The following is a 24,258-nucleotide window of genomic DNA, read 5'->3' on the forward strand; positions in this document are numbered from 1 at the left end:
TTTTCGTTTCTACCGCCAAATTGTAAAGTTAAGTGCAACTAAATTATTTTTCTAACCAAATATTCGATTGGTGAAAGATAATTTAGTATTTTTCTTGGTCTTTGGTTTAAAGACAATATAAATTTATGAACTGCATTTTTAGTAGTATTTGAAAAATTAAATTTTTTAGGAAATTTTTCTCTAATTAAACCATTAGTATTTTCATTAGTACCTCTTTGTCAAGGCGAATACGCATTAGCAAAATAAATTTTCACATTTAAATTTTTTTCAAGTTGTTGTCAATTAGAAAATTCTTTACCCCTATCAAATGTTATAGTCTTAACAAGATTATTTGGAAGAATTGATAAATAATGGCTAATGTTTTCGTTAACAACTTTAGTAGTTCTATTTTCAACTAACATTGCTAAAGTAAATCTTGATGTTCTTTCAACTAAAGTTATTAAACATGATTTACTTTTACCTCGTGATGATACTACAGTATCACCTTCTCAATGACCAACAGTTATACGATTATTAACATTAATATTTCGTTCTTTAATTGATTTACCATTAAATTTACCGCGATTTTCTTGAGATTTTCGTTTCTTACCTTTTCTTCTTAAATTTTTATTAGTAACTTTTTCAAGTAATCCAGAATAAATTCAATTGTAAATTGTTTTAAAACTAATAATTCATTCTTTATGAAAATTTTTAATTCTGCCATAAATTTGTTCAGGCGATCAACCTAATAGTAATTTTTGTTGTACATATTTTACTAATTCTCTATTTTTAAACTTATGAAAATAAACATGTGATTGTTTTCTGTTTTCTGCTTTATTTTGTGCAATTAATGAAAAATAATGATTACTATCTTTATTTCTATTGACTTCTCGAATAATAGTACTAATACTTCGATTAAGATTTTTAGCTATTTCACTAATTTTTACTTTAAACTTCAATTGATTCTCAATATAAATTCTTTCATATATGCCAAGATGTTTGTAACCCATATAAAAACTCCTTGCTTTGTTTTTTCTAAAATAAACTTAGCATCATGAAATTTTTATATGAGATTTTTTGCAATTTTATTTACTTGCACTTACAAGTATAATTCAGCAAATAATAAAATAATTTTTTGTTGTGTCAAAATTTACACATTTAATAAAATCCATAAGTATTAACCTAATAAAAGTTAGAAATTACTATATAGTATTTTTTATTTACAAATAATTTGTAATTATTTTAATAAGTAATGCAAGAAGTCTAATGATTATTTTAATGATAAAGCAATTATTATTGATGCTACAGAAACACCCATTCAACGCCCAAAAAAGACAAAAACAATCTTATTCAGGAAAAAAGAAAAAACACACTATTAAAACACAAGTAATTATTGAAAAAGAAAGCAAAATAATTATTGCAACAAATTTTTCTCTCGGTAAAAAGCATGATTTTTGTTTATTTAAAGAATCAAAAATCCCAATTTTAAAAAATACTAAATTAATAGTTGATAATGGTTATCAAGGAATACAAAAAATTCATAGTAATGTTCTAATACCTAAGAAAAAAACAAAGAAAAACCCTTTAAATAAAGAACAAAAACATAATAATAAATTAATTTCAAAAATGAGAATTATTATTGAAAATATTTTTGCTATTCTTAAAAAATTTAAAATTATTACTGAAAAATATCGTAATCGTAGAAAACGATTTAGTTTAAGATTTAATTTAATTGCTTCAATTTATAATTTGCAATTATAGATAACATAAAATATTTATTTAAAATTAAATTTAAATAATAAAATAATTTTTTGTTGTGTCAAAATTTACACATTTAATAAAATCCATAAGTATTAACCTAATAAAAGTTAGAAATTACTATATAGTATTTTTTATTTACAAATAATTTGTAATTATTTTAATAAGTAATGCAAGAAGTCTATTGAAATAATTTATAGTAAATGATTATTTTTTCTTTTTTTAAAAATACCTAAGAAAACTAAACGCGACCGTTATTTCGTTTTAATTTTTATTTTGTTTAGTGTTATGATAGCATTAATAGTGGAAAATACATAAGACTTGGTACATAACTATAACATTTTGCACCTACCAAACTATAAAATTCACTTTCATCTTTATATTTATCTAATATTTGTGCTTCATCTAGAAAATAATATTATCAAAATAGTAGATAAAATTGAGGGTTATGTACCAAGTCTACTGATATTTCTTTAAATATTGATCCGACTATTGAACAATTAGTAAGTATTACAAAATCAGCAATTAATTTAGCTCATAAATTGGGCATAACATCACCACAAGTAGCAATGTTATCTTTTTCTACTGCTAATAGTGTGCTAGTAGTGATTCGGTTATTAAAGTTTAAGAGGCAACAAAGATATTACAAAAAGAAAATTTAGATGCTTTAATTGAGGGTGAAATGCAGTTTGATAGTGCTTTGTTAGAAGAAGTACGGATGAAAAAAATGCCTCATTCAAAGATGAAAGGTAGTGCTGATATTTTTGTATTTCCTAATTTAGATTCTGGTAATATTGGTTATAAAATTGCTGAACGATTAGGGCAATATCATGCTGTTGGACCAATGATTTTAGGTTTAAATCAAGTTGTTAGTGATTTATCACGGGGGTCAACAGTGGAAGAAATTTATTTGACAGCGATTTTAACAGCTTGAAGATCAATTTAAAATATTAATGAAAGGAAATAAAATGATGCTATCTAATTTAAAGAAAAAGATTTTAGTTATTAATGCTGGTTCAAGTTCAATTAAGTTTCAGTTATATGAAATAACAACAAATAAAGAATTTAATCCAATTTGTAAGGGATTAGCAGAAAGAATTTTTGTTGATGGTAAAACAACGATTAAATATAATAATAATAATGAATTTGTTAGTGATACTCCTTTATCAAATCATAATGTGGCGGCAGAAGTAATTTTAGAACTTTTAAAATCACAAAATGTGATTCAAAATTTTAATGAAATTATTGCTGTGGGTCATCGCATTGTTCATGGTGGTGAAAAAATTAAAGAAAGTGTTCTTGTTAATGATGAGATTACAAAGATAATTGCTGAAAATATTAAGTTGGCACCATTACATAATCCTGCGGGATTAAGTGCTTTAAAAGCATTTCAAGCGGTTGCTAAGTGTCCTCATATTGCTGTTTTTGATACAACATTTCATATCACAATGCCAAAAATAAATTATATTTATCCTGTACCATATAGTTGATATACTGATTATAATGTTCGAAGGTATGGGTTTCATGGTATTAGTTATCATTATATTATTAATAAACTAAGTTTGATTATTAATAAACCGGTTAGTAATATTAATACGATTGTTTGTCATTTAGGAAATGGTGCTAGTATTTGTGCAATTAAAAATGGGAAATCATATAATACATCAATGGGATTCACACCTTTAGCAGGATTAATGATGGGTTCTCGTAGTGGCGATATTGATCCAGCGATTCATCAATATATTGCCGAACAATTAAATTTAGATATTGTTGGTGTTGTTAATAAACTAAATAATGAATCTGGTTTATTAGGAGTTAGTCAAATTTCTTCCGATATTAGAGAAGTTAGTTGGGCTGCTAAGGATGATAATATCCAAGCGCAATTTACATTACAATTATATGCTAAAAGAGTTGTTGATTATATTACTCAGTATCAAAATGATTTGGATAATAAGATTGATGCGATTGTTTTTACGGCTGGTGTTGGTGAAAATAGTGCTTTAATTCGAGAAATGATTATTAAAGGTATTAAAACCATGGCATTAGATTATAATTATGGTAAGAATAACCAATCATATGATGATTATTTACAAATATCTAATGATTTGAGTTCGGTGGCGATTTATGCGATTCGAACTAATGAGGAATTAATGATTTGTGAAGAGACATATCGGTTATTAAATAATATTAGACTTGGTACATAACCTTTAATTTTATCTACTATTTTGATAATATTATTTTCTAGGTGAAGTACAAATGTTAGATAAATATAAAGATGAAAGTGAATTTTATAGTTTGGTAGGTGCAAAATGTTATAGTTATGTACCAAGTCTATTAATTAAATTAACATATCTTATAAAAAACTGAAATTAATCAGTTTTTTTGTTTATTAAAGATTTTATTAGTATTTTAAAGTATGATAACATTAATAATGTTATAGGCGAGAAATTAGAAACTGGAGCGATATATATATGAAGTTTTTTAATAAATATAAAAGTGTTTTAAAAAACATTAGAGCTGATGTTCAAGAAATTTTAAATTTAGATTTAGAAATGCAAGAATTATCTGATGATAGTTTAAAAAATAAAACTAATGAATTTAAAAAGCGATTGGAAGCTGGTGCTACTATAGATGATATTTTAATTGAAACTTTTGCTGTGGCGCGTGAAGCAACAAGAAGAGTTTCGGGATTACATGCTTTTGCTGTTCAATTAGAAGGGGGTATTGTTTTACATAATGGTGATGTTGCGGAAATGCGAACTGGTGAAGGAAAGACTTTAACAGCGATTATGCCAATGTATTTGAATGCTTTACTTGGCAAGGGCGTTCATATTGTTACTGTTAATGAATATTTAGCACAGCGTGATGCTAAAATTAATGGAGCGGTGTTAGGATTTTTGGGTTTAACAGTTGGTGTTAATTTAAGAGATTTAAGTAATGACCAAAAGCGAAAAGCTTATTTGTGTGATGTTACATATACTACTAACTCGGAATTAGGATTTGATTATTTAAGAGATAATATGGTACATACTTATGATGAAAAAGTTCAACGCGGATTGAATTTTGCAATTGTTGATGAGGCTGATTCAGTTTTAATTGATGAGTCAAGAACACCGTTAATTATTTCTGGTGGTTCTAAAAGTCGTGAACCCTTATATGAAAATGCTGCCCGCTTTGCTAAAAATTTGGATAAAAAGGCAGATATTAAAATTGATTTAGAAACTAAGCAAGCGGCTTTAACAATATCTGGTGTTAAAAAGGCAGAAAAACATTTTGGTGTTAAAAACTTATTTAGTTTGGAGCAATCAGAATTATTTCATCATATTTTAAATGCTTTAAAAGCTGTTCATGTTTTTACTAATGGGATTGAATATGTTGCTCAAAATGATGAAATAATTTTAGTTGATCAATTTACGGGACGGTTAATGCCAGGGAGAGCTTATAGTGATGGTTTGCAACAAGCATTACAAGCTAAAGAAACAGTTACCATTGAACATGAAACAACAACGCTGGCAACTATTACTTATCAAAACTTCTTTCGCTTATATAATAAATTGAGTGGGATGACAGGAACAGCAAAAACGGAAGAAGAAGAGTTTATTAAGATTTATAATATGCGAGTAATGGAAATTCCCACTAATCTTCCTATTGTGAGAAAAGATGATACTGATTTAGTTTTTGCATCACAAAGTTCTAAATATAAGGCTTTACTTAAAGAGATTAAAAAAAGACATACCAAAGGGGGACAACCATTACTAATTGGAACAGCATCAATTACGACATCTGAGGAAGTATCAAATATTTTAAAAGAAGCTAAAATAGCTCATAATGTTTTGAATGCGCGAAATCATGTTCAAGAAGCAGAAATTATTGCGGGTGCGGGACAAATTGGGGCCGTTACAATTGCTACCAATATGGCTGGAAGAGGTACTGATATTAAATTAGGTGATGGTGTTATTGCCTTAGGTGGTTTGGCTGTTTTAGGTACGGAACGAAATGAAGCGAGAAGAATTGATAATCAGTTACGAGGCAGATCGGGGCGTCAAGGAGATCCGGGTTATTCACGATTTTATCTTTCAGTAGAAGATGAATTAATGCTTCGTTTTGGTAGTAAAAAATTACAAGGATTATTTAGTCGTTTAGGCGATGACCATATTCAATCAAAATTATTATCGCGAAGTATTACTAATGCTCAAAAAAAAGTTGAAGGATTAAACTTTGATACTAGAAAGAATTTGTTGGATTATGATAATATTTTAGCCCAACAAAGAGAAGTAATGTATGAACAACGCGATGCAATTTTGCAAACTAAGGTTTATGCTCCATTGGTTGAAAGAATGATTTTTACTGTTAGTGGTGATTTATTGAATATTTTTACAAAAGAGATTAATAAAGAAATTATGATTGATTTTGTTAGTTTAGTAAAAAGTTTAGAAACAAAGTTAATTAATAGTAATCATGAATTAGATGCTAAAGAATTACGCTCAATGACACGGCATGATGCTGTTTTAGCAATTGGACGGGTAATTTTTAATCACTATGTGAAAACTATTGAAAATATTCCGGAAGCGATGTTATGAAAAATCGAAAATCAAATTATTTTACAAGCTTTTGATCATCATTGAACAGAACATATTGATGGTTCTAGTAAATTAAGAACGGGAATTTATTTGCGAAGCTATGGACAGTCAAATCCGTTACATGCATATATTGATGAATCAGCCCAATTATTTAATCGAATGCGAATTAATATTGCTCATCAAGTAGTTATTAGTTTGTGTAGTTTAGAAATTGGTCCTGATGTTGATAATGCTATATCAGAGGAGGTATTGGAGGCTATTGAGAGGACAAAGGCAAAACAAGGTGGTTAGGAAAATTTTTTATGTTTAAATTAGTTGCTGATTTTAAACCAGCAGGTGATCAACCAAAAGCGATTACGAGTTTAATACAAGGAATAAAGGAAAATCAACAATTTCAGGTGTTATTAGGAGCAACTGGTACAGGAAAAACTTATACGATTGCTAATGTTATTGCTAAAATTAATAAACCAACTTTAATTTTGTCTCATAATAAAACCTTGGCAATGCAATTATATGGTGAATTAAAAGGAATGTTTCCTGAAAATCGTGTGGAATATTTTGTTTCCAACTTTGATTTTTATCAACCAGAAGCATATATGCCAAAAACTGATACATATATTGATAAGACAGCAAAATCTAATAGTGATATTGAAATGATGCGGTTAAGCGCGATGAATGCTTTAGTTACTAGAAAAGATGTTATTGTTGTGGCATCGGTTGCTGCTATTTATGGTGCCCAAGATCCTGATGAATATAAAAAATCTTTTTTTGAAATTCGTAATGGTGAAAAAGTTGAAAGAAAAGCGTTATTACATTTTCTTGTTAATTCTGGTTATACTCGTAATGATTTAGAAATTCGTCCGGGAATGTTTACTGCAAAAGGTGATGTTATTAAGTTAGCACCGGGTTGAACGGATGAATTTTATTTACGCATTGATTTGTTTGATGATGATATTAATGAAATTGCTAAGGTTGATGTTTTAACTGGTAAAGTAATTGAAAGATATCAATCTTTTACAATTTTTCCTGCTCAAGACTATATTACTTCCAAAGAAAGATTAGCAAAGGCAATTGCTAGAATTGAAGCAGAATTAATAAAATATTTAGAAGTTTTAAAAGCTAATAATCAATTATTAGAATATCAAAGGATTGAACAAAGAACTAATCATGATTTAGAAGCGTTGCAAGAGTTTGGTATTTGTAGTGGTATTGAAAATTATTCACGACATTTAGATTTAAGAGATAAAGATGTGCCACCATATACTTTAATTGATTATTTTGGTGATGATTTTGTAACTATTATTGATGAATCACATATTTCTTTACCACAAGTTAGAGGAATGTTTAATACTGATCGGAGTAGAAAACAAACATTAGTTAATTATGGTTTTCGCTTACCGAGTGCCTTAGATAATCGACCATTAAATTTTACAGAATTTATGAATAAATTAAAAACGGTTATATATACATCAGCAACTCCGGGTGATTTTGAATTAAATCAAGTTAATTATCAAGTGACGGAACAAATTATTCGCCCGACAGGTTTAGTCGATCCAACGATTGTTGTTAAACCAACGATGAATCAAATTGATGATATTATTGAAAATATTTTAGTGCGAAAAGAAAATTGTGAAAGAGTATTAATTACGACTTTAACAATTAGACAAGCAGAAGATTTAACTACTTATTTGCAGGAGCGAAATATTAAAGTAGCATATTTGCATAGTGAATTAAAAACTTTAGATCGTTCAAAGATTTTATTAGAACTAAGAAAAGGGGTTTATGATGCTGTGGTGGGGATTAATTTATTACGCGAAGGATTAGATATTCCTGAAGTTTCGTTAATTTGTATTTTAGAGGCTAATAAGCAAGGATTTTTACGCGATGCGCGGTCATTAATTCAAACTATTGGTCGGGCAGCAAGAAATGTTAATGGTAATGTTATTATGTATGCTGATACAATATCGGATGCGATGCAAAAGGCAATAGCTGAAACATTGCGCCGAAGAAATGTCCAAATTGCTTATAATAAAGAACATAATATTATTCCCCAGACAATAAAGAAAAAGATTGATGATTCGTTATTTACTAATAAATTATTACAAGAATTTAATATTGTTAATAAAAGAAAGTCTAAAGATTATGTCACAACAAAAACGCAAATCATTAATGATTTGCGAAAGGAAATGTTAGTGGCAGCAAAAGATTTACAGTTTGAACGAGCAGCACAGTTACGAGATTTAATTTTGGAATTGGAAACAGAATAAGATTAAATATTTCATTGTTCTTTTTCAAAGATTTCATCAACTTGACGATGGAGTTCTTTTTTGGAGTCATTATTGATGATTTGATAATCAATAATATCTTTGTAAGTTTCGTAATCGTCTTGTTGTTGACTAATGTTGATAATTTCTTCAACAGTAAGATTATCGCGATCAATAATTCGTTTAACACGGGTTTCTCAATCACTGTTAACAAAAATAATTTTATTAACAAGTTTGCTTCATTTGGCTTGTAAGATGACAGCGGCTTCAACAATAATTAGTGTCTTGTCACTGTGATTTTTAATTTGTTGTTGGAGACTTTTTTTTAGTAGTGGTCACATAATGTTATTAAGTTTTAGGCGTTCTTTAGCATCATTAAAAATGATTGTTCGCAGTTTTTTAGTGTCTAATTCATTACCAGTAAAAGCAGCACTTCCAAAGCGTTTTTTGATGGCTTTTATTACTTTGGGAAGGATTCTTATTTCTTGACTTAGAATGTCCATGTCAATACAATAGGCACCTTTTTTTTGCAAATATTTACTAACAATACTTTTTCCGCTACCGATTTTTCCTGTGATGGCAATAATTAGCATTATGTTCTCCTTAGTTTAATCTTTAACTTTACAATTTACATTATAATTGATTTTATGAAAATATAATAGTACTTTATATTTTATTAGACTTGGTAGGACGCATAAAGTTTTGTTAGGTAGGTAAATATTTGAATAAGTATTAAGGCAGTCAGCAATGATTGTCTTTTTATTTTATAAGGTGTTAAAATTTGTTCTTTGAAAATTAAATACAAGTGAATTAATAATGTTGGTATGTATTAAAGCACGATAAATTGTGGGTGGTCGCCATAACCAAAAGAAGTTTACCAGTTGATAGATAACACCCTATTAGCTATAGCAATTTGTTTCATTTTGCAATAAAAAAATGAATGGGTGGATTTCCTAAAAATATACACGCTATTAAATTAGTTCCAAGGGTAGGATGCGGATATTAAAGTGTAGAAATTTCTATATAGGGGTATGCTAAGTTTAAAATTATTAAAATCTTTATCTAATTAAAAAACAAAATTTACTAACAAAGCTTGTTAAACACTTAAATCTGCGATATATAAGTGTTTAAAAAACTAAGTTAACTAACTTAGTTAATATAACTTAGTTTATAACAAATAAGAAAGGTAATTTATTATGAAAAACATTGAAAACATTTTCTTAAATACGAAAAAATATCTCTTAAAAGAAACACAAAACGCAATGCTTATTAAAGCGCCAAAAATTCCATGATTTAATGAACAAATCGGCATTTGGTTTCCAAAGCGATTTGTTTATAAAGGAAAATATGAAAATTCGATTTGTATTGGAATAATAAAAGATAGTAAATATCAAGTAATTTCAATTAATCAACAAGAACAAGAAACCAAGTTAATTAAAGGCCAAGAATTATTAGGTTTCTTCATTGCCAAAAAAGAAAACAACAAAAAAGATATAAATTATAACTATTTTAAAGGAGATTAAAAATGAATATTGCAATTGGATTAATATTTATTATTATCAGCATAATGTTATCGGCATATTTTGCTTATAAAATTTATGCCAAAATAAAAATTAGAATTAAATATAAAAATGCCATTAAAAATAATACTGGTAATTTCACAAAAGACGAGAAAGTATTTATTGCCCGCTTTGAAGAATGAGTTAAAGCCCCTAATTCAAAAGAAAATAACAAGGATAAAAAATAATGTTTTGAGAAATTATTATGGAATTCTTAAAACTGTTTGTTCCGATAGAAAAAATGCCCGCACAAGTTGCATTTATTGCCGGATTAATTATTATCATTACTTTTCTTTTCGCATTAATTTCAATTATGTATTTACCAATAAAAATGATTTTTGGAAGATAAAAAATGACAATAAATTTAAAAGAATTTAATTGAGAACAAATTAAACAAACTTTCTGAGATTTATTTATTCAAATTACAACTATTCCGGCTCATATTAGTGGTGGTAAAGAAATTGATTTAACCCAAGAAACACTTTGACTTTTAATAGCAAACATTGCTTTTTGATTCTTAACAGCAATTATGGTGTGATTTATTCTAATGCTACTTTGGAAAAGCATATCAGTATTTAGATAGAAACAAAATTAATGTCAAGAAGTTACATTGCAATGCATTCCCAAAGAAATTCAAAATTAATTAGTAAAAAATACAATCTTGTTAAAGTTAACCGAGGTTTTTACAAATTTAAGAAAAATTTTGAATATAAATGATAAATGTTTTAAAAAGAAAGGGGGTGATTATATGATTGGAACTTTCTTAGTTGATGCACCAGCAAAAATAACAGCTAGTGATGCGATGACTAAATTGTGAAATGCAATTATAACAGCGTTTACTAAAATGTGAGAAATCATTGCGGTTAATATGCCACAAGTCGGTAACTTCTTTGCTGACTACTGAATCTTCATTTTTCCATTTATTTTGGCAATATTCTTTATTTGCTTTAAAATGTTTGAAAAATTACTTGGCGCAGTCCGCTAACAAAAAATAAAGTGAGGTGCAAGATGAAATTTTGCAAATGAATAATAGACTTCTTGCATTACTTATTTATTAAACAAAATTCCTATAAAATATATTTAAAATAGAAATTATAAGGAATTTAAGATTATGAAATTTGATAAATTTAATTTTATTAATGATAAAGAATTATTACGATTAACTGGAATAAAGCAAAGTACTTTTAATAAAATGTTAAATATTTTAAAAGAAGCTGAGTTAAAAAAGTTTAAAAGAGGTGGTAAAAATAATAAATTATCATTAGAAAATAGATTATTGATGACTTTATCATATTGACGAGAATATCGTACTTATTTTCATCTTGGTAAAAGTTTTGATATTAGTGAAGCTAGTTGTTATCGAAATATCAAGTGAATTGAAGATATTTTAATCAAACATCCTGATTTTCAACAACTTGCTGGTAAAAAAGCATTAATAAATGATTATTTTAATGATAAAACAATTATTATTGATGCTACAGAAACACCCATTCAACGCCCAAAAAAAGACAAAAACAATCTTATTCAGGAAAAAAGAAAAAACACACTATTAAAACACAAGTAATTATTGAAAAAGAAAGCAAAATAATTATTGCAACAAATTTTTCTCTCGGTAAAAAGCATGATTTTTGTTTATTTAAAGAATCAAAAATCCCAATTTTAAAAAATACTAAATTAATAGTTGATAATGGTTATCAAGGAATACAAAAAATTCATAGTAATGTTCTAATACCTAAGAAAAAAACAAAGAAAAACCCTTTAAATAAAGAACAAAAACATAATAATAAATTAATTTCAAAAATGAGAATTATTATTGAAAATATTTTTGCTATTCTTAAAAAATTTAAAATTATTACTGAAAAATATCGTAATCGTAGAAAACGATTTAGTTTAAGATTTAATTTAATTGCTTCAATTTATAATTTGCAATTATAGATAACATAAAATATTTATTTAAAATTTTGCCAAATTGTAAAGTTAAGTGCAACTAAATTATTTTTCTAACCAAATATTCGATTGGTGAAAGATAATTTAGTATTTTTCTTGGTCTTTGGTTTAAAGACAATATAAATTTATGAACTGCATTTTTAGTAGTATTTGAAAAATTAAATTTTTTAGGAAATTTTTCTCTAATTAAACCATTAGTATTTTCATTAGTACCTCTTTGTCAAGGCGAATACGCATTAGCAAAATAAATTTTCACATTTAAATTTTTTTCAAGTTGTTGTCAATTAGAAAATTCTTTACCCCTATCAAATGTTATAGTCTTAACAAGATTATTTGGAAGAATTGATAAATAATGGCTAATGTTTTCGTTAACAACTTTAGTAGTTCTATTTTCAACTAACATTGCTAAAGTAAATCTTGATGTTCTTTCAACTAAAGTTATTAAACATGATTTACTTTTACCTCGTGATGATACTACAGTATCACCTTCTCAATGACCAACAGTTATACGATTATTAACATTAATATTTCGTTCTTTAATTGATTTACCATTAAATTTACCGCGATTTTCTTGAGATTTTCGTTTCTTACCTTTTCTTCTTAAATTTTTATTAGTAACTTTTTCAAGTAATCCAGAATAAATTCAATTGTAAATTGTTTTAAAACTAATAATTCATTCTTTATGAAAATTTTTAATTCTGCCATAAATTTGTTCAGGCGATCAACCTAATAGTAATTTTTGTTGTATATATTTTACTAATTCTCTATTTTTAAACTTATGAAAATAAACATGTGATTGTTTTCTGTTTTCTGCTTTATTTTGTGCAATTAATGAAAAATAATGATTACTATCTTTATTTCTATTGACTTCTCGAATAATAGTACTAATACTTCGATTAAGATTTTTAGCTATTTCACTAATTTTTACTTTAAACTTCAATTGATTCTCAATATAAATTCTTTCATATATGCCAAGATGTTTGTAACCCATATAAAAACTCCTTGCTTTGTTTTTTCTAAAATAAACTTAGCATCATGAAATTTTTATATGAGATTTTTTGCAATTTTATTTACTTGCACTTACAAGTATAATTCAGCAAATTAAATTTAAATAATAAAATAATTTTTTGTTGTGTCAAAATTTACACATTTAATAAAATCCATAAGTATTAACCTAATAAAAGTTAGAAATTACTATATAGTATTTTTTATTTACAAATAATTTGTAATTATTTTAATAAGTAATGCAAGAAGTCTAATCTATTTTCTAATGATAATTTATTATTTTTACCACCTCTTTTAAACTTTTTTAACTCAGCTTCTTTTAAAATATTTAACATTTTATTAAAAGTACTTTGCTTTATTCCAGTTAATCGTAATAATTCTTTATCATTAATAAAATTAAATTTATCAAATTTCATAATCTTAAATTCCTTATAATTTCTATTTTAAATATATTTTATAGGAATTTTGTTTAATAAATAAGTAATGCAAGAAGTCTAATATTAATAGTTCTATTAAATTACAAAAATTGATGTATTTTTCTTACATATATTTTTACAAAAAAACTGGTTTATTGTTGTTTGATGAAAAATTTGAAGCATGAGTATATGGTCCAGTTTTAAGAGAAATTTATTATCATACAAGAGATTACGGTTTATTTTTTAATTATTTTCCGTCTTCAGAAATAAAGTTTAGAGATAATAAAATTGTTGAAATAAAAACATCTAAAAAAATAATTCCTGATTTAAAAAATGAAACTGTTTGTAAATTAATTGATGAAGCTTTAATTGATTATTCAAAATTGTCAGCTATGCTTCTTGTAGCAGAAGCACATAAATCTGAATATTGAATAAAAGCAAGAAACGGACTTGATATTAGTTTGCCAAGTGATCGGGATATAATAATTAATTAGTATTTTTTCCACGAATAAACTGTCTTACAGCATATAACGCATAAAAATCTGCATCATAAGGATCAAGATACATTTTTGGGTCAGGAACATTAGTGCGTTTTTCATCATATCTTAATTCCTCGTAGCATTTGGCAGTAAAAGGATTATTCTGTAAATTTATATGACAATTACCAAATCCAAACAAATTACGCATTCAAATAACGCGGTCTGTTAAACCAGCTTCTTTGGTTAATGGTGTTGTGTGCTTAATGGCTGTGCTGGTACGAATGTTAAAACTATAATCTTCGATTAATTTTGTTTTAATTCATTCCATAGCGGTTTTTGCCTTATCATCATAATTAAAAATAACATCAGCAAAATTATAAAAATTTGCTCTTAAAGTCATGATTTCTTCTACAAGATAACTAATTTTTTCATTTTCAGAAAAATTATCTTCAGGTGTTACAACAATCTCACATATTAAATATGAATCGTAAAGTTCAGTTTTTTTATATTCTTGAAATCCCCAAAACTTTAGCACAGTATGATCGATTGGTCCAGTTGCTCAATCAATCCCGATACTATAAAAATCAAATTTATACATATCAATAGTGGCAACATAAAAATCTTTTAAATCATATTTTTGTGTATATTTTAAATGTTTTCGAAACGGAAAGATAGTACTATCACTGTCTGAGTACTCAAAACCATATTTTACAATAGCATATTCATCGGGATTATCTTTTTTAAGTTGGTTTACTTTTTTTCTTGAAATTTCTGGTAATTTATTTCAAGTGGAGTCTAATGTTAGTCTTAAAACAAAAATTCCTAAACCCTCAAATTCTTTTTCATTTTCGTATCAAACTTTACCAGTTTCTTTTAATAAATTCATTATCTTGTCGTTTAATGGTAAAAATGGCGTACAGTATTTTTCATAAAATGGGTGATATTTATCATAGGGGTTGCAAGTGAAGGCGACAAAAAAACTTTTTCATAAGTAGCGCGTTTCTTGTTGTCCTGTCATTTTATCAACAAAGGTTCAAGAAAGTTCTTTTATGGTTTTGTCAGAAACTTTAATCCGATTGCTACGAAACATTGACATTTGTAAACGCTCATATCTATAAATTAATTGTTTATCACTCAAAGTTTCTTTTTCTTCTGCCATAATTATTTCGTCAGTTCGTGAACACAAAAAACTAGAACCTTTTACAGCTGTTCCAAAAATTCTATTACCGTTGGCATAACCAATAAAAGTTATTCGTTGATTGGAAGGAAAAATTATTTCTCCGCCCTCTTTATTCAATTTTCAAACTATCCCAGTCACCGTAGAGTGCTCAGGTCCAATTTGAACGCCATACTTTTCTTCTAAATATTGACATAAATTATGTAAATCAGCAATTGTTGTTTCAGGATGTGTATTTTCATAGCGTCGTACTTCTTGAGCGGATGTATCTGTAAAGTTACAACAAATTCATAAATCCCAAGCTAAACAGTTTCAAGTTTTAAAGGTCATTCTAGCGGTAGGTACAAATCGATAAAAACACCTCGTTGTAAAATATTCTGCTCAATCATCGCCAACTAGTTCCTTAAAGATTTCTCATGTAAAACCAAAATTATTGTCGCTAAAATTTAAGTCATATTTTTTATTTAATTGTGAGTAATTAGTTATTTTTTTCATTAGACTTCTTGCATTACTTATTTATTAAACAAAATTCCTATAAAATATATTTAAAATAGAAATTATAAGGAATTTAAGATTATGAAATTTGATAAATTTAATTTTATTAATGATAAAGAATTATTACGATTAACTGGAATAAAGCAAAGTACTTTTAATAAAATGTTAAATATTTTAAAAGAAGCTGAGTTAAAAAAGTTTAAAAGAGGTGGTAAAAATAATAAATTATCATTAGAAAATAGATTATTGATGACTTTATCATATTGACGAGAATATCGTACTTATTTTCATCTTGGTAAAAGTTTTGATATTAGTGAAGCTAGTTGTTATCGAAATATCAAGTGAATTGAAGATATTTTAATCAAACATCCTGATTTTCAACAACTTGCTGGTAAAAAAGCATTAATAAATGATTATTTTAATGATAAAACAATTATTATTGATGCTACAGAAACACCCATTTAACGCCCAAAAAAAGACAAAAACAATCTTATTCAGGAAAAAAGAAAAAACACACTATTAAAACACAAGTAATTATTGAAAAAGAAAGCAAAATAATTATTGTAACAAATTTTTCTCTCGGTAAAAAGCATGATTTTTGTTTATTTAAAGAATCAAAAATCCCAATTTTAAAAAATACTAAATTAATAGTTGATAATGGTTATCAAGGAATACAAAAAATTCATAGTAATGTTTCTAATACCTAAGAAAAAAACAAAGAAAAACCCTTTAAATAAAGAACAAAAACATAATAATAAATTAATTTCAAAAATGAGAATTATTATTGAAAATATTTTTGCTATTCTTAAAAAATTTAAAATTATTACTGAAAAATATCGTAATCGTAGAAAACGATTTAGTTTAAGATTTAATTTAATTGCTTCAATTTATAATTTGCAATTATAGATAACATAAAATATTTATTTAAAATTAAATTTAAATAATAAAATAATTTTTTGTTGTGTCAAAATTTACACATTTAATAAAATCCATAAGTATTAACCTAATAAAAGTTAGAAATTACTATATAGTATTTTTTATTTACAAATAATTTGTAATTATTTTAATAAGTAATGCAAGAAGTCTATTATACTAATTATTATCTATGGATATTAACTGTTTTATGTGTTTGATATAGAAAAAAATAAAAAAGGAAATAGAAAATGAAGTATATTGTATCTAAAAATGATTTAGCAGATTTAAAAGCTAAATTACAATCTTGAATGACTACGATTTATCATGAAAAATATTATTATAAAGTAAAAAAATGAGTAAGTAAATATCTCAATTTATGTACCAACTTATATATGAATAATACAGATAACATATCTGTAAATAAATTGATTAAAAAATATTTTCGTGGTAGTAAAATGACATTTTATATTTGAGCTAAAAAAATTATTAATGGTTATTATCAAGACAACTTTTATGAATTGCAATTCAAATCAACAACACCAAAAAATATTAAATATCAATTTTCATTAGAAACCAGAAAACAAATTTGTGATTATTACTTTGATTACAAATTTGTAGGTGCGGGCGGTGTATTATCGCTTTATCATAATATTCATCAAAAAAATGTGCATGATATCGATACAAATAATGTCCCCAAATCAATTAATACTTTTTATCGTTGAATTAAACAAGACAAACGCTATGGAGAAATAAAAACGCAAATGAAAAAAGCAAAACGCCATTTTAAGCGTTATGAAGTTTCCGAGATTGGTCTTTTACAAATGGATGCTAAAGTGTTTACTGATAAAAATTTTCCTATTGCTAAGTATAGATTATATGTTTATGATTTCATTGACGAAATAACAAGAATTGCTTTTGGATATGTGTATGATAGTTTAGGAACCAATAATGCCATTAATGCCATGCAAAGAGCAATGAAAGATTTTGGCGAACTTGGCATAACAATTAAACGCATTCGCACTGATAATGCTCCGGAATTCACTACTACTAATTGAAGTAATAAAAAAGCATACAAAGTAAAAGAAAGGCCTTTTACAACCTTTCTTTCAAAAAATGGAATTATCCATGAAACCACACCAATCCGTTCTCCTCAGAGCAACGGAAAGATTGAACGGTTTCACCGTAATTATAATAGTTTATTTTGGTTTAAAAAATGTGGTTTTGAAATAAAATTTGATGTTAAACAATTACAAATTCATTTGAATGAGTGGTACGCATTTTATAATTTCAAACGAAAACATAAAAGCTTGAATTACAAAACTCCATTTGAAACTTTAAATAAATTTATTAGACTTCTTGCATTACTTATTTATTAAACAAAATTCCTATAAAATATATTTAAAATAGAAATTATAAGGAATTTAAGATTATGAAATTTGATAAATTTAATTTTATTAATGATAAAGAATTATTACGATTAACTGGAATAAAGCAAAGTACTTTTAATAAAATGTTAAATATTTTAAAAGAAGCTGAGTTAAAAAAGTTTAAAAGAGGTGGTAAAAATAATAAATTATCATTAGAAAATAGATTATTGATGACTTTATCATATTGACGAGAATATCGTACTTATTTTCATCTTGGTAAAAGTTTTGATATTAGTGAAGCTAGTTGTTATCGAAATATCAAGTGAATTGAAGATATTTTAATCAAACATCCTGATTTTCAACAACTTGCTGGTAAAAAAGCATTAATAAATGATTATTTTAATGATAAAACAATTATTATTGATGCTACAGAAACACCCATTCAACGCCCAAAAAAAGACAAAAACAATCTTATTCAGGAAAAAAGAAAAAACACACTATTAAAACACAAGTAATTATTGAAAAAGAAAGCAAAATAATTATTGCAACAAATTTTTCTCTCGGTAAAAAGCATGATTTTTGTTTATTTAAAGAATCAAAAATCCCAATTTTAAAAAATACTAAATTAATAGTTGATAATGGTTATCAAGGAATACAAAAAATTCATAGTAATGTTCTAATACCTAAGAAAAAAACAAAGAAAAACCCTTTAAATAAAGAACAAAAACATAATAATAAATTAATTTCAAAAATGAGAATTATTATTGAAAATATTTTTGCTATTCTTAAAAAATTTAAAATTATTACTGAAAAATATCGTAATCGTAGAAAACGATTTAGTTTAAGATTTAATTTAATTGCTTCAATTTATAATTTGCAATTATAGATAACATAAAATATTTATTTAAAATTAAATTTAAATAATAAAATAATTTTTTGTTGTGTCAAAATTTACACATTTAATAAAATCCATAAGTATTAACCTAATAAAAGTTAGAAATTACTATATAGTATTTTTTATTTACAAATAATTTGTAATTATTTTAATAAGTAATGCAAGAAGTCTATTATTGCAAAATAATTATTTAAAAAATAATAGAAACTCTTGAAAAATGTTTTAATTTGGTTAAATTTTGAATTAAATATTTTTTATTGTGCTGAATTATACTTGTAAGTGCAAGTAAATAAAATTGCAAAAAATCTTATATAAAAATTTCATGATGCTAAGTTTATTTTAGAAAAAACAAAGCAAGGAGTTTTTATATGGGTTACAAACATCTTGGCATATATGAAAGAATTTATATTGAGAATCAATTGAAGTTTAAAGTAAAAATTAGTGAAATAGCTAAAAATCTTAATCGAAGTATTAGTACTATTATTCGAGAAGTCAATAGAAATAAAGATAGTAATCATTATTTTTCATTAATTGCACAAAATAAAGCAGAAAACAGAAAACAATCACATGTTTATTTTCATAAGTTTAAAAATAGAGAATTAGTAAAATATGTACAACAAAAATTACTATTAGGTTGATCGCCTGAACAAATTTATGGCAGAATTAAAAATTTTCATAAAGAATGAATTATTAGTTTTAAAACAATTTACAATTGAATTTATTCTGGATTACTTGAAAAAGTTACTAATAAAAATTTAAGAAGAAAAGGTAAGAAACGAAAATCTCAAGAAAATCGCGGTAAATTTAATGGTAAATCAATTAAAGAACGAAATATTAATGTTAATAATCGTATAACTGTTGGTCATTGAGAAGGTGATACTGTAGTATCATCACGAGGTAAAAGTAAATCATGTTTAATAACTTTAGTTGAAAGAACATCAAGATTTACTTTAGCAATGTTAGTTGAAAATAGAACTACTAAAGTTGTTAACGAAAACATTAGCCATTATTTATCAATTCTTCCAAATAATCTTGTTAAGACTATAACATTTGATAGGGGTAAAGAATTTTCTAATTGACAACAACTTGAAAAAAATTTAAATGTGAAAATTTATTTTGCTAATGCGTATTCGCCTTGACAAAGAGGTACTAATGAAAATACTAATGGTTTAATTAGAGAAAAATTTCCTAAAAAATTTAATTTTTCAAATACTACTAAAAATGCAGTTCATAAATTTATATTGTCTTTAAACCAAAGACCAAGAAAAATACTAAATTATCTTTCACCAATCGAATATTTGGTTAGAAAAATAATTTAGTTGCACTTAACTTTACAATTTGGCATTGTGAATAAAATTAATTTTTTTAATTTTAATAATACAAAATATGGTATGATGAAATCAATTAAGAGAAGCATAGTCTAATAACTGTGTGTGATTTACAAAAATTAGCAATTTACTATTGACACTGCCAAAATAATATACTATAATTATTTTATCAGCATTCTAGCATGTAGACTGCTAAAATAAATGGGGAGGTTTGATAAATATGCAAATTAATGAAATACCTAATTACAACAATGATCCTAAGATTTTGGAAAAATTTGCTCGTAATTTAAATGAGATGCATATTGAAGGCAAAACTGATCCAATAATTGGTCGTGATGATGAAACGCGACGAATTATTGAAATTTTATCGCGAAAACAAAAAAATAATCCAGTACTTATTGGTGAGCCTGGAGTTGGTAAAACAGCTATTATTGAAGGATTAGCACAAAGAATTGTTAAGGGTGATGTTCCTAGTAATTTAAAAAATAAAATTATTTATGAACTGGATATGTCATCAATAATTGCCGGTGCTAAATTTCAAGGTGAATTTGAAGAGCGATTAAAGGCAGTTATTAACAAAGTTAAAGCCTCAGCTGGAGAAATTATTTTGTTTATTGATGAATTGCATTTAATTGTGGGAATGGGTAAAACTCAGGGAGCAATTGATGCTTCAAATATTTTAAAGCCAATGTTAGCTCGTGGCGAATTGCGATGTGTGGGAGCAACAACATTAGATGAATATCGCGAATATATTGAAAAAGATGGTGCTTTAGAACGAAGATTTCAAAGAGTTCTTATTAAAGAACCAACTGTTGATGAAACAATTTCAATTTTACGCGGTTTAAAAGATCGTTATGAATCGTATCATGGTGTGCGAATTCATGATAATGCTATTGTTGCTGCCGCTAATTTAGCTAATAAATATATTAGTGATCGATTTTTACCTGATAAAGCAATTGATTTAATTGATGAAGCATGCGCAAACATTAAAACAGAAATTGGTTCAATTCCTGCTCCGCTTGATGATGTGAAGCGAAAAGTAATGCAATTGGAAATTGAAAAGGCGGCTTTATTAAAGGAAAAGGATCATAAGTCAAAACAACGGTTAGATGAATTAATTGCAGAATTAGAAAAATTGAAAGTGAAAGAAAATTCTTTAGAATTAGTTTGGAATGAAGAAAAAACACAATTAGATGAAATTAAAAATACCAGATTACAGGTAGAACAATTAAAAACAGAATTGGAACAAACACAATTAAAAGGTAACTTTAACCGTGCTGGTGAAATTCAATATGGTTTATTACCAAAATTAGAAAAGAAATTGGATGAGATTACTAATAAAACAAAAATTAATGCATTATTAAAAGAAGATGTTACTGAACAAGATGTTGCTAATATTGTTGAAAGATGGACGGGGATTCCTGTTAGTCGTCTCGTTGAAAGTGAAAAACATAAGTTACTTAATTTGAGTAAGCATTTGCGAATTAGAGTTAAAGGTCAAGATGAAGTTTTACACTTAGTAAGTGATGCAATTATTAGAGCAAGAAGTGGGATTAAAGATCCAAATCGACCGATTGGTTCATTTATTTTTTTAGGTCCTACTGGAGTTGGAAAAACTGAAGTAGCTCGTGCTCTTGGAGAATATTTATTTGGTTCAGAAAAAAATATTATTAGGCTAGATATGTCAGAATATATGGAAAAACATTCGGTAAGTAATTTGCTTGGGGCCCCTCCAGGTTATGTGGGTTATTTGCAAGGCGGACAATTAACAGAAAAAGTTCGCAGAAATCCATATAGTATTATTTTATTTGATGAGATTGAAAAGGCACATAGTGATATTTTTAATATCTTATTACAAATTTTAGATGAAGGAATAGTTAGTGACCGGCATGGTAAAATAATTGATTTTAAAAATACGATTATTATTATGACTTCAAATCTTGGTTCGGAATTTTTATTGTCGCCAAGAGAAGACAGCAAAGCATTGGTAATGCAAAAATTAAAAACAACATTTCGTCCGGAATTAGTTAATCGGATTGATGAAATTGTTATTTTTAATTCATTATCGGAAAAGATTATTAAAGAAATTATTGATAAAGAGTTAGCATTATTGAATAAACGTTTAGAAATGACTAAAGATATTAAATTAGTTTTTGATAATAAGGTTAAAGAAAAAATTCTTGAAGAAGGTTATGATCAGCAATTTGGTGCCCGGCCAATTAAGCGATATATTCAAAAGCATATTGAAAATTTACTTGCTAAGTCAATTATTGAAGACAATATTAAAGAAAATCGCATTTATTCATTAACTGTTAAGAATGATAAAATTATCATTACTAGTAAGGAAAAGTTAAATTAATGATTGATTTTTCTAGTAATTGTTATATAATTTTATTATTGGCAGTAAACAAGATTAAGTGCTAAAAGTAGGAATGAAATTATGTTAACGATAAGACAAAAAGAAATATTGAAGTTTATTATTGATGAATATATTCAAAGTGCGCAACCAGTATCAAGTAAAATCTTAATTGAAAAGTATAAGTTACCTTATTCTTCAGCGACAATTCGTAGTGAGTGTGCGTTTTTAGAAGAGACAGGATTATTAGAAAAAACTCATGTTTCTAGTGGTCGGATACCAGCATCACTTGGTTATCGCTATTATGTTGATAATTTAATGGATGTTCGTAATGGTGATAATGTTATTAAGCAACAATTAGAAAATATTTTTGCTAATCGACAGTTAGCAATTGAAGATATTATTGAACAAACAGCTGAAATATTAAGTGCGATGACTAATTTGATTACAGTAGTTATTGGTTCTAATTCGCAAGAAGATTGTTTGAAAAAAATTGAATTAGTACCTATTAGTGAAGAAAATGCAGTTGCAATTTTTATTAGTGAAAAGGGACATGTTGTTAATAAGACTTTTAATATTAAAGATGTCACCTTGCAAGATTTAGTTTTAGCGATTGAATTATTTAATAGTCGTTTAATTGGTACAAAATTAGAAGATATTAAAGAAAAAATGCAAGCTTTACAACCAATATTGGAAAAACAAGTTTTGAAACATGAATATATTTTACAGTCATTTATTAATACTTTAGTTAGTTTTAAAAAGCGTGAACATTCAACACATGGTCTTCAATATATGTTAGATAATCCTGAATTTAATGATGTTAATAAAATTAAAGAAATTGTCCGATTTATTGAAGATTATTCGCCTTGAAAACAGTTTATAAAAACAGAAAAAGAACAGCAAGAATATAATCAAGAAAATATTCATATTCTTATTGGCAATGAACTAGGAAAACAAACAGATGATATTGCTGTTATTAGTACTGATTATCATACTGGTAATAAGCAAATTGGGCAGTTAGCAGTAATTGGTCCTAAGCGGATTGATTATGATAAGATGTCAGAATTATTAGATTGAATATCACGCAAAATTGAAGAGAGTTTTTAAGAGAAAGGGATAAGAGATATTATGAATAATGATAAACAAAAAGAACTTGATAATCAAAATTTAACTGATGTTAGTGGAACAACGGATGATATTATTGATGATGATATTACCAAATTACAATTAGAAATTACAAATTTAAAAATGTTATTAGAAACAACTGAGAATGATAAAATTCGTGCTTTAGCTGATTGAGATAATGCAAGAAAACAATACGATAATGACCTTAAAGAAGTTAGAAAGTATCGTTCGCAAGCAATGATTGTGCAATTATTACCAATTATGGATAATTTTGAACGAGCATTAAATGTAAAAAATGTTGGTGCTGATGTTAAAAATTTTCTTCAAGGTTTTGAAATGATGATTAATCAATTAAAAGTAATTTTAACTAATGAAGGTGTTACTGAGATTGATGTTAAAGTTGGTGATATGTTTAATAGTCATTTGCATTATGCAATTGAACAAGTTGAAAGTGATAAATATCAACCAAATGAAATTATTAAAATTTTACAAAAAGGATATCATTTATATAATCGGGTTTTACGAGTTGTCACCGTACAGGTAGCAAAGGAAAAGATGATTAATAATAATGAAGAAAATCAAGAAAATATGGAAATAAAAGAGGAAAAATAAA

At 26.2% G+C, this 24,258-nt stretch carries 22 protein-coding genes and 2 pseudogenes; 19 read left to right on the top strand and 5 right to left on the bottom strand.

Annotation, left to right across the window (positions count from 1 at the left end; genetic code table 4):
• Positions 1–38 precede the first annotated feature (38 nt).
• The gene (locus AAHJ00_RS02275; protein ID WP_342223478.1) at positions 39–989 is read right to left on the bottom strand and encodes an IS30 family transposase; all 951 of its coding nucleotides are present in this window, start codon (positions 987–989) and stop codon (positions 39–41) included.
• 255 nt (positions 990–1,244) lie between these two features.
• On the opposite strand from AAHJ00_RS02275, the pseudogene AAHJ00_RS02280 reads away from it, so the two are divergent.
• The 6 genes and pseudogenes from AAHJ00_RS02280 to uvrB all read left to right on the top strand — a co-directional run.
• Positions 1,245–1,740 (top strand): annotated as a pseudogene (locus AAHJ00_RS02280) (transposase family protein); the annotation flags it as partial.
• A gap of 506 nt (positions 1,741–2,246) precedes the next feature.
• Positions 2,247–2,399, top strand: a complete 153-nt coding sequence (locus tag AAHJ00_RS07895) for a hypothetical protein (protein ID WP_425288882.1) — start codon at positions 2,247–2,249, stop codon at positions 2,397–2,399.
• Positions 2,400–2,419: 20 nt separating this feature from the next.
• Positions 2,420–2,683, top strand: coding sequence for a phosphate acyltransferase (locus tag AAHJ00_RS02285; protein WP_342224369.1), 264 nt, complete (start codon positions 2,420–2,422; stop codon positions 2,681–2,683).
• A gap of 22 nt (positions 2,684–2,705) precedes the next feature.
• On the top strand, positions 2,706–3,941 hold the full coding sequence (locus AAHJ00_RS02290; RefSeq protein WP_342224370.1) for an acetate kinase: 1,236 nt from the start codon (positions 2,706–2,708) through the stop codon (positions 3,939–3,941).
• 267 nt (positions 3,942–4,208) lie between these two features.
• On the top strand, positions 4,209–6,608 hold the full coding sequence (gene secA / locus AAHJ00_RS02295; protein WP_342224371.1) for a preprotein translocase subunit SecA: 2,400 nt from the start codon (positions 4,209–4,211) through the stop codon (positions 6,606–6,608).
• A gap of 11 nt (positions 6,609–6,619) precedes the next feature.
• Positions 6,620–8,584 carry an excinuclease ABC subunit UvrB gene (uvrB, locus tag AAHJ00_RS02300; RefSeq protein WP_342224372.1) on the top strand — a complete coding sequence of 655 codons (1,965 nt, stop codon included), beginning with the start codon at positions 6,620–6,622 and terminating at the stop codon, positions 8,582–8,584.
• A 2-nt stretch (positions 8,585–8,586) separates the two neighbouring features.
• Here the strand turns inward: uvrB and coaE are convergent, their stop codons facing one another.
• Complete coding sequence (coaE, locus tag AAHJ00_RS02305) at positions 8,587–9,174, bottom strand: dephospho-CoA kinase (protein WP_342224373.1); 588 nt, start codon at positions 9,172–9,174, stop codon at positions 8,587–8,589.
• 603 nt (positions 9,175–9,777) lie between these two features.
• Between coaE and AAHJ00_RS02310 the strand changes: the two genes are divergently transcribed.
• From AAHJ00_RS02310 to AAHJ00_RS02330, 5 genes are all read left to right on the top strand, one after another.
• Positions 9,778–10,104, top strand: coding sequence for a hypothetical protein (locus AAHJ00_RS02310; protein WP_342224374.1), 327 nt, complete (start codon positions 9,778–9,780; stop codon positions 10,102–10,104).
• A gap of 2 nt (positions 10,105–10,106) precedes the next feature.
• A complete protein-coding gene (locus tag AAHJ00_RS02315) occupies positions 10,107–10,328 on the top strand; it encodes a hypothetical protein (RefSeq protein WP_342224375.1) in 222 nt (73 codons plus the stop codon).
• Positions 10,329–10,492: 164 nt separating this feature from the next.
• Positions 10,493–10,723: a hypothetical protein gene (locus tag AAHJ00_RS02320; protein ID WP_342224376.1), complete on the top strand. Its 231-nt coding sequence runs from the start codon at positions 10,493–10,495 to the stop codon at positions 10,721–10,723.
• 165 nt (positions 10,724–10,888) lie between these two features.
• On the top strand, positions 10,889–11,125 hold the full coding sequence (locus AAHJ00_RS02325; protein ID WP_342224377.1) for a hypothetical protein: 237 nt from the start codon (positions 10,889–10,891) through the stop codon (positions 11,123–11,125).
• A 126-nt stretch (positions 11,126–11,251) separates the two neighbouring features.
• Positions 11,252–12,075 (top strand): IS5 family transposase gene (locus AAHJ00_RS02330; protein WP_342223477.1). Its coding sequence is split into 2 segments (ribosomal slippage): positions 11,252–11,648 and positions 11,648–12,075, totalling 825 coding nucleotides; the frame shifts between segments, so codons are not numbered across the junction.
• A gap of 52 nt (positions 12,076–12,127) precedes the next feature.
• On the opposite strand, the gene AAHJ00_RS02335 is transcribed toward AAHJ00_RS02330, so the two are convergent.
• Both AAHJ00_RS02335 and AAHJ00_RS02340 read right to left on the bottom strand, forming a co-directional pair.
• Positions 12,128–13,078 (bottom strand): IS30 family transposase, encoded by a 951-nt coding sequence (locus AAHJ00_RS02335; RefSeq protein ID WP_342223994.1) that lies wholly within the window; start codon positions 13,076–13,078, stop codon positions 12,128–12,130.
• Positions 13,079–13,316: 238 nt separating this feature from the next.
• Positions 13,317–13,508, bottom strand: a complete 192-nt coding sequence (locus AAHJ00_RS02340; RefSeq protein ID WP_342224246.1) for a hypothetical protein — start codon at positions 13,506–13,508, stop codon at positions 13,317–13,319.
• 155 nt (positions 13,509–13,663) lie between these two features.
• Here AAHJ00_RS02340 and AAHJ00_RS02345 point away from each other — a divergent pair, with 155 nt between their 5' ends.
• Positions 13,664–14,002 carry a type II toxin-antitoxin system antitoxin SocA domain-containing protein gene (locus tag AAHJ00_RS02345; RefSeq protein WP_342224378.1) on the top strand — a complete coding sequence of 113 codons (339 nt, stop codon included), beginning with the start codon at positions 13,664–13,666 and terminating at the stop codon, positions 14,000–14,002.
• Here AAHJ00_RS02345 and AAHJ00_RS02350 read toward each other — a convergent pair.
• Entirely contained in the window at positions 13,995–15,659 is a 1,665-nt protein-coding gene (locus AAHJ00_RS02350; RefSeq protein WP_342224379.1) for a hypothetical protein, read from the bottom strand. The genes AAHJ00_RS02345 and AAHJ00_RS02350 overlap by 8 nt on opposite strands.
• An 81-nt stretch (positions 15,660–15,740) precedes the next feature.
• Between AAHJ00_RS02350 and AAHJ00_RS02355 the strand changes: the two are divergent.
• The 7 genes and pseudogenes from AAHJ00_RS02355 (at position 15,741) to AAHJ00_RS02385 (ending at position 24,257) form a co-directional block, all read left to right on the top strand.
• Positions 15,741–16,565 (top strand): annotated as a pseudogene (locus AAHJ00_RS02355) (IS5 family transposase).
• A 257-nt stretch (positions 16,566–16,822) separates the two neighbouring features.
• On the top strand, positions 16,823–17,950 hold the full coding sequence (locus tag AAHJ00_RS02360; protein ID WP_342224380.1) for an integrase core domain-containing protein: 1,128 nt from the start codon (positions 16,823–16,825) through the stop codon (positions 17,948–17,950).
• A 53-nt stretch (positions 17,951–18,003) separates the two neighbouring features.
• A protein-coding gene (locus AAHJ00_RS02365) for an IS5 family transposase (protein ID WP_342223477.1) occupies positions 18,004–18,827 on the top strand; the annotation gives its coding sequence in 2 pieces (ribosomal slippage) (positions 18,004–18,400 and positions 18,400–18,827; 825 coding nt in all).
• 377 nt (positions 18,828–19,204) lie between these two features.
• A complete protein-coding gene (locus AAHJ00_RS02370; protein WP_342223478.1) occupies positions 19,205–20,155 on the top strand; it encodes an IS30 family transposase in 951 nt (316 codons plus the stop codon).
• A gap of 229 nt (positions 20,156–20,384) precedes the next feature.
• Complete coding sequence (locus AAHJ00_RS02375; protein WP_342224381.1) at positions 20,385–22,523, top strand: ATP-dependent Clp protease ATP-binding subunit; 2,139 nt, start codon at positions 20,385–20,387, stop codon at positions 22,521–22,523.
• An 81-nt stretch (positions 22,524–22,604) separates the two neighbouring features.
• On the top strand, positions 22,605–23,627 hold the full coding sequence (gene hrcA / locus AAHJ00_RS02380; protein ID WP_342224382.1) for a heat-inducible transcriptional repressor HrcA: 1,023 nt from the start codon (positions 22,605–22,607) through the stop codon (positions 23,625–23,627).
• 21 nt (positions 23,628–23,648) lie between these two features.
• Positions 23,649–24,257, top strand: coding sequence for a nucleotide exchange factor GrpE (locus AAHJ00_RS02385; RefSeq protein WP_342224383.1), 609 nt, complete (start codon positions 23,649–23,651; stop codon positions 24,255–24,257).
• The last annotated feature ends 1 nt before the right edge of the window (position 24,258 follow it).

The sequence above is a fragment of the Spiroplasma endosymbiont of Asaphidion curtum genome (assembly GCF_964031085.1).
Taxonomy (GTDB): domain Bacteria; phylum Bacillota_I; class Bacilli_A; order Mycoplasmatales; family Nriv7; genus Nriv7.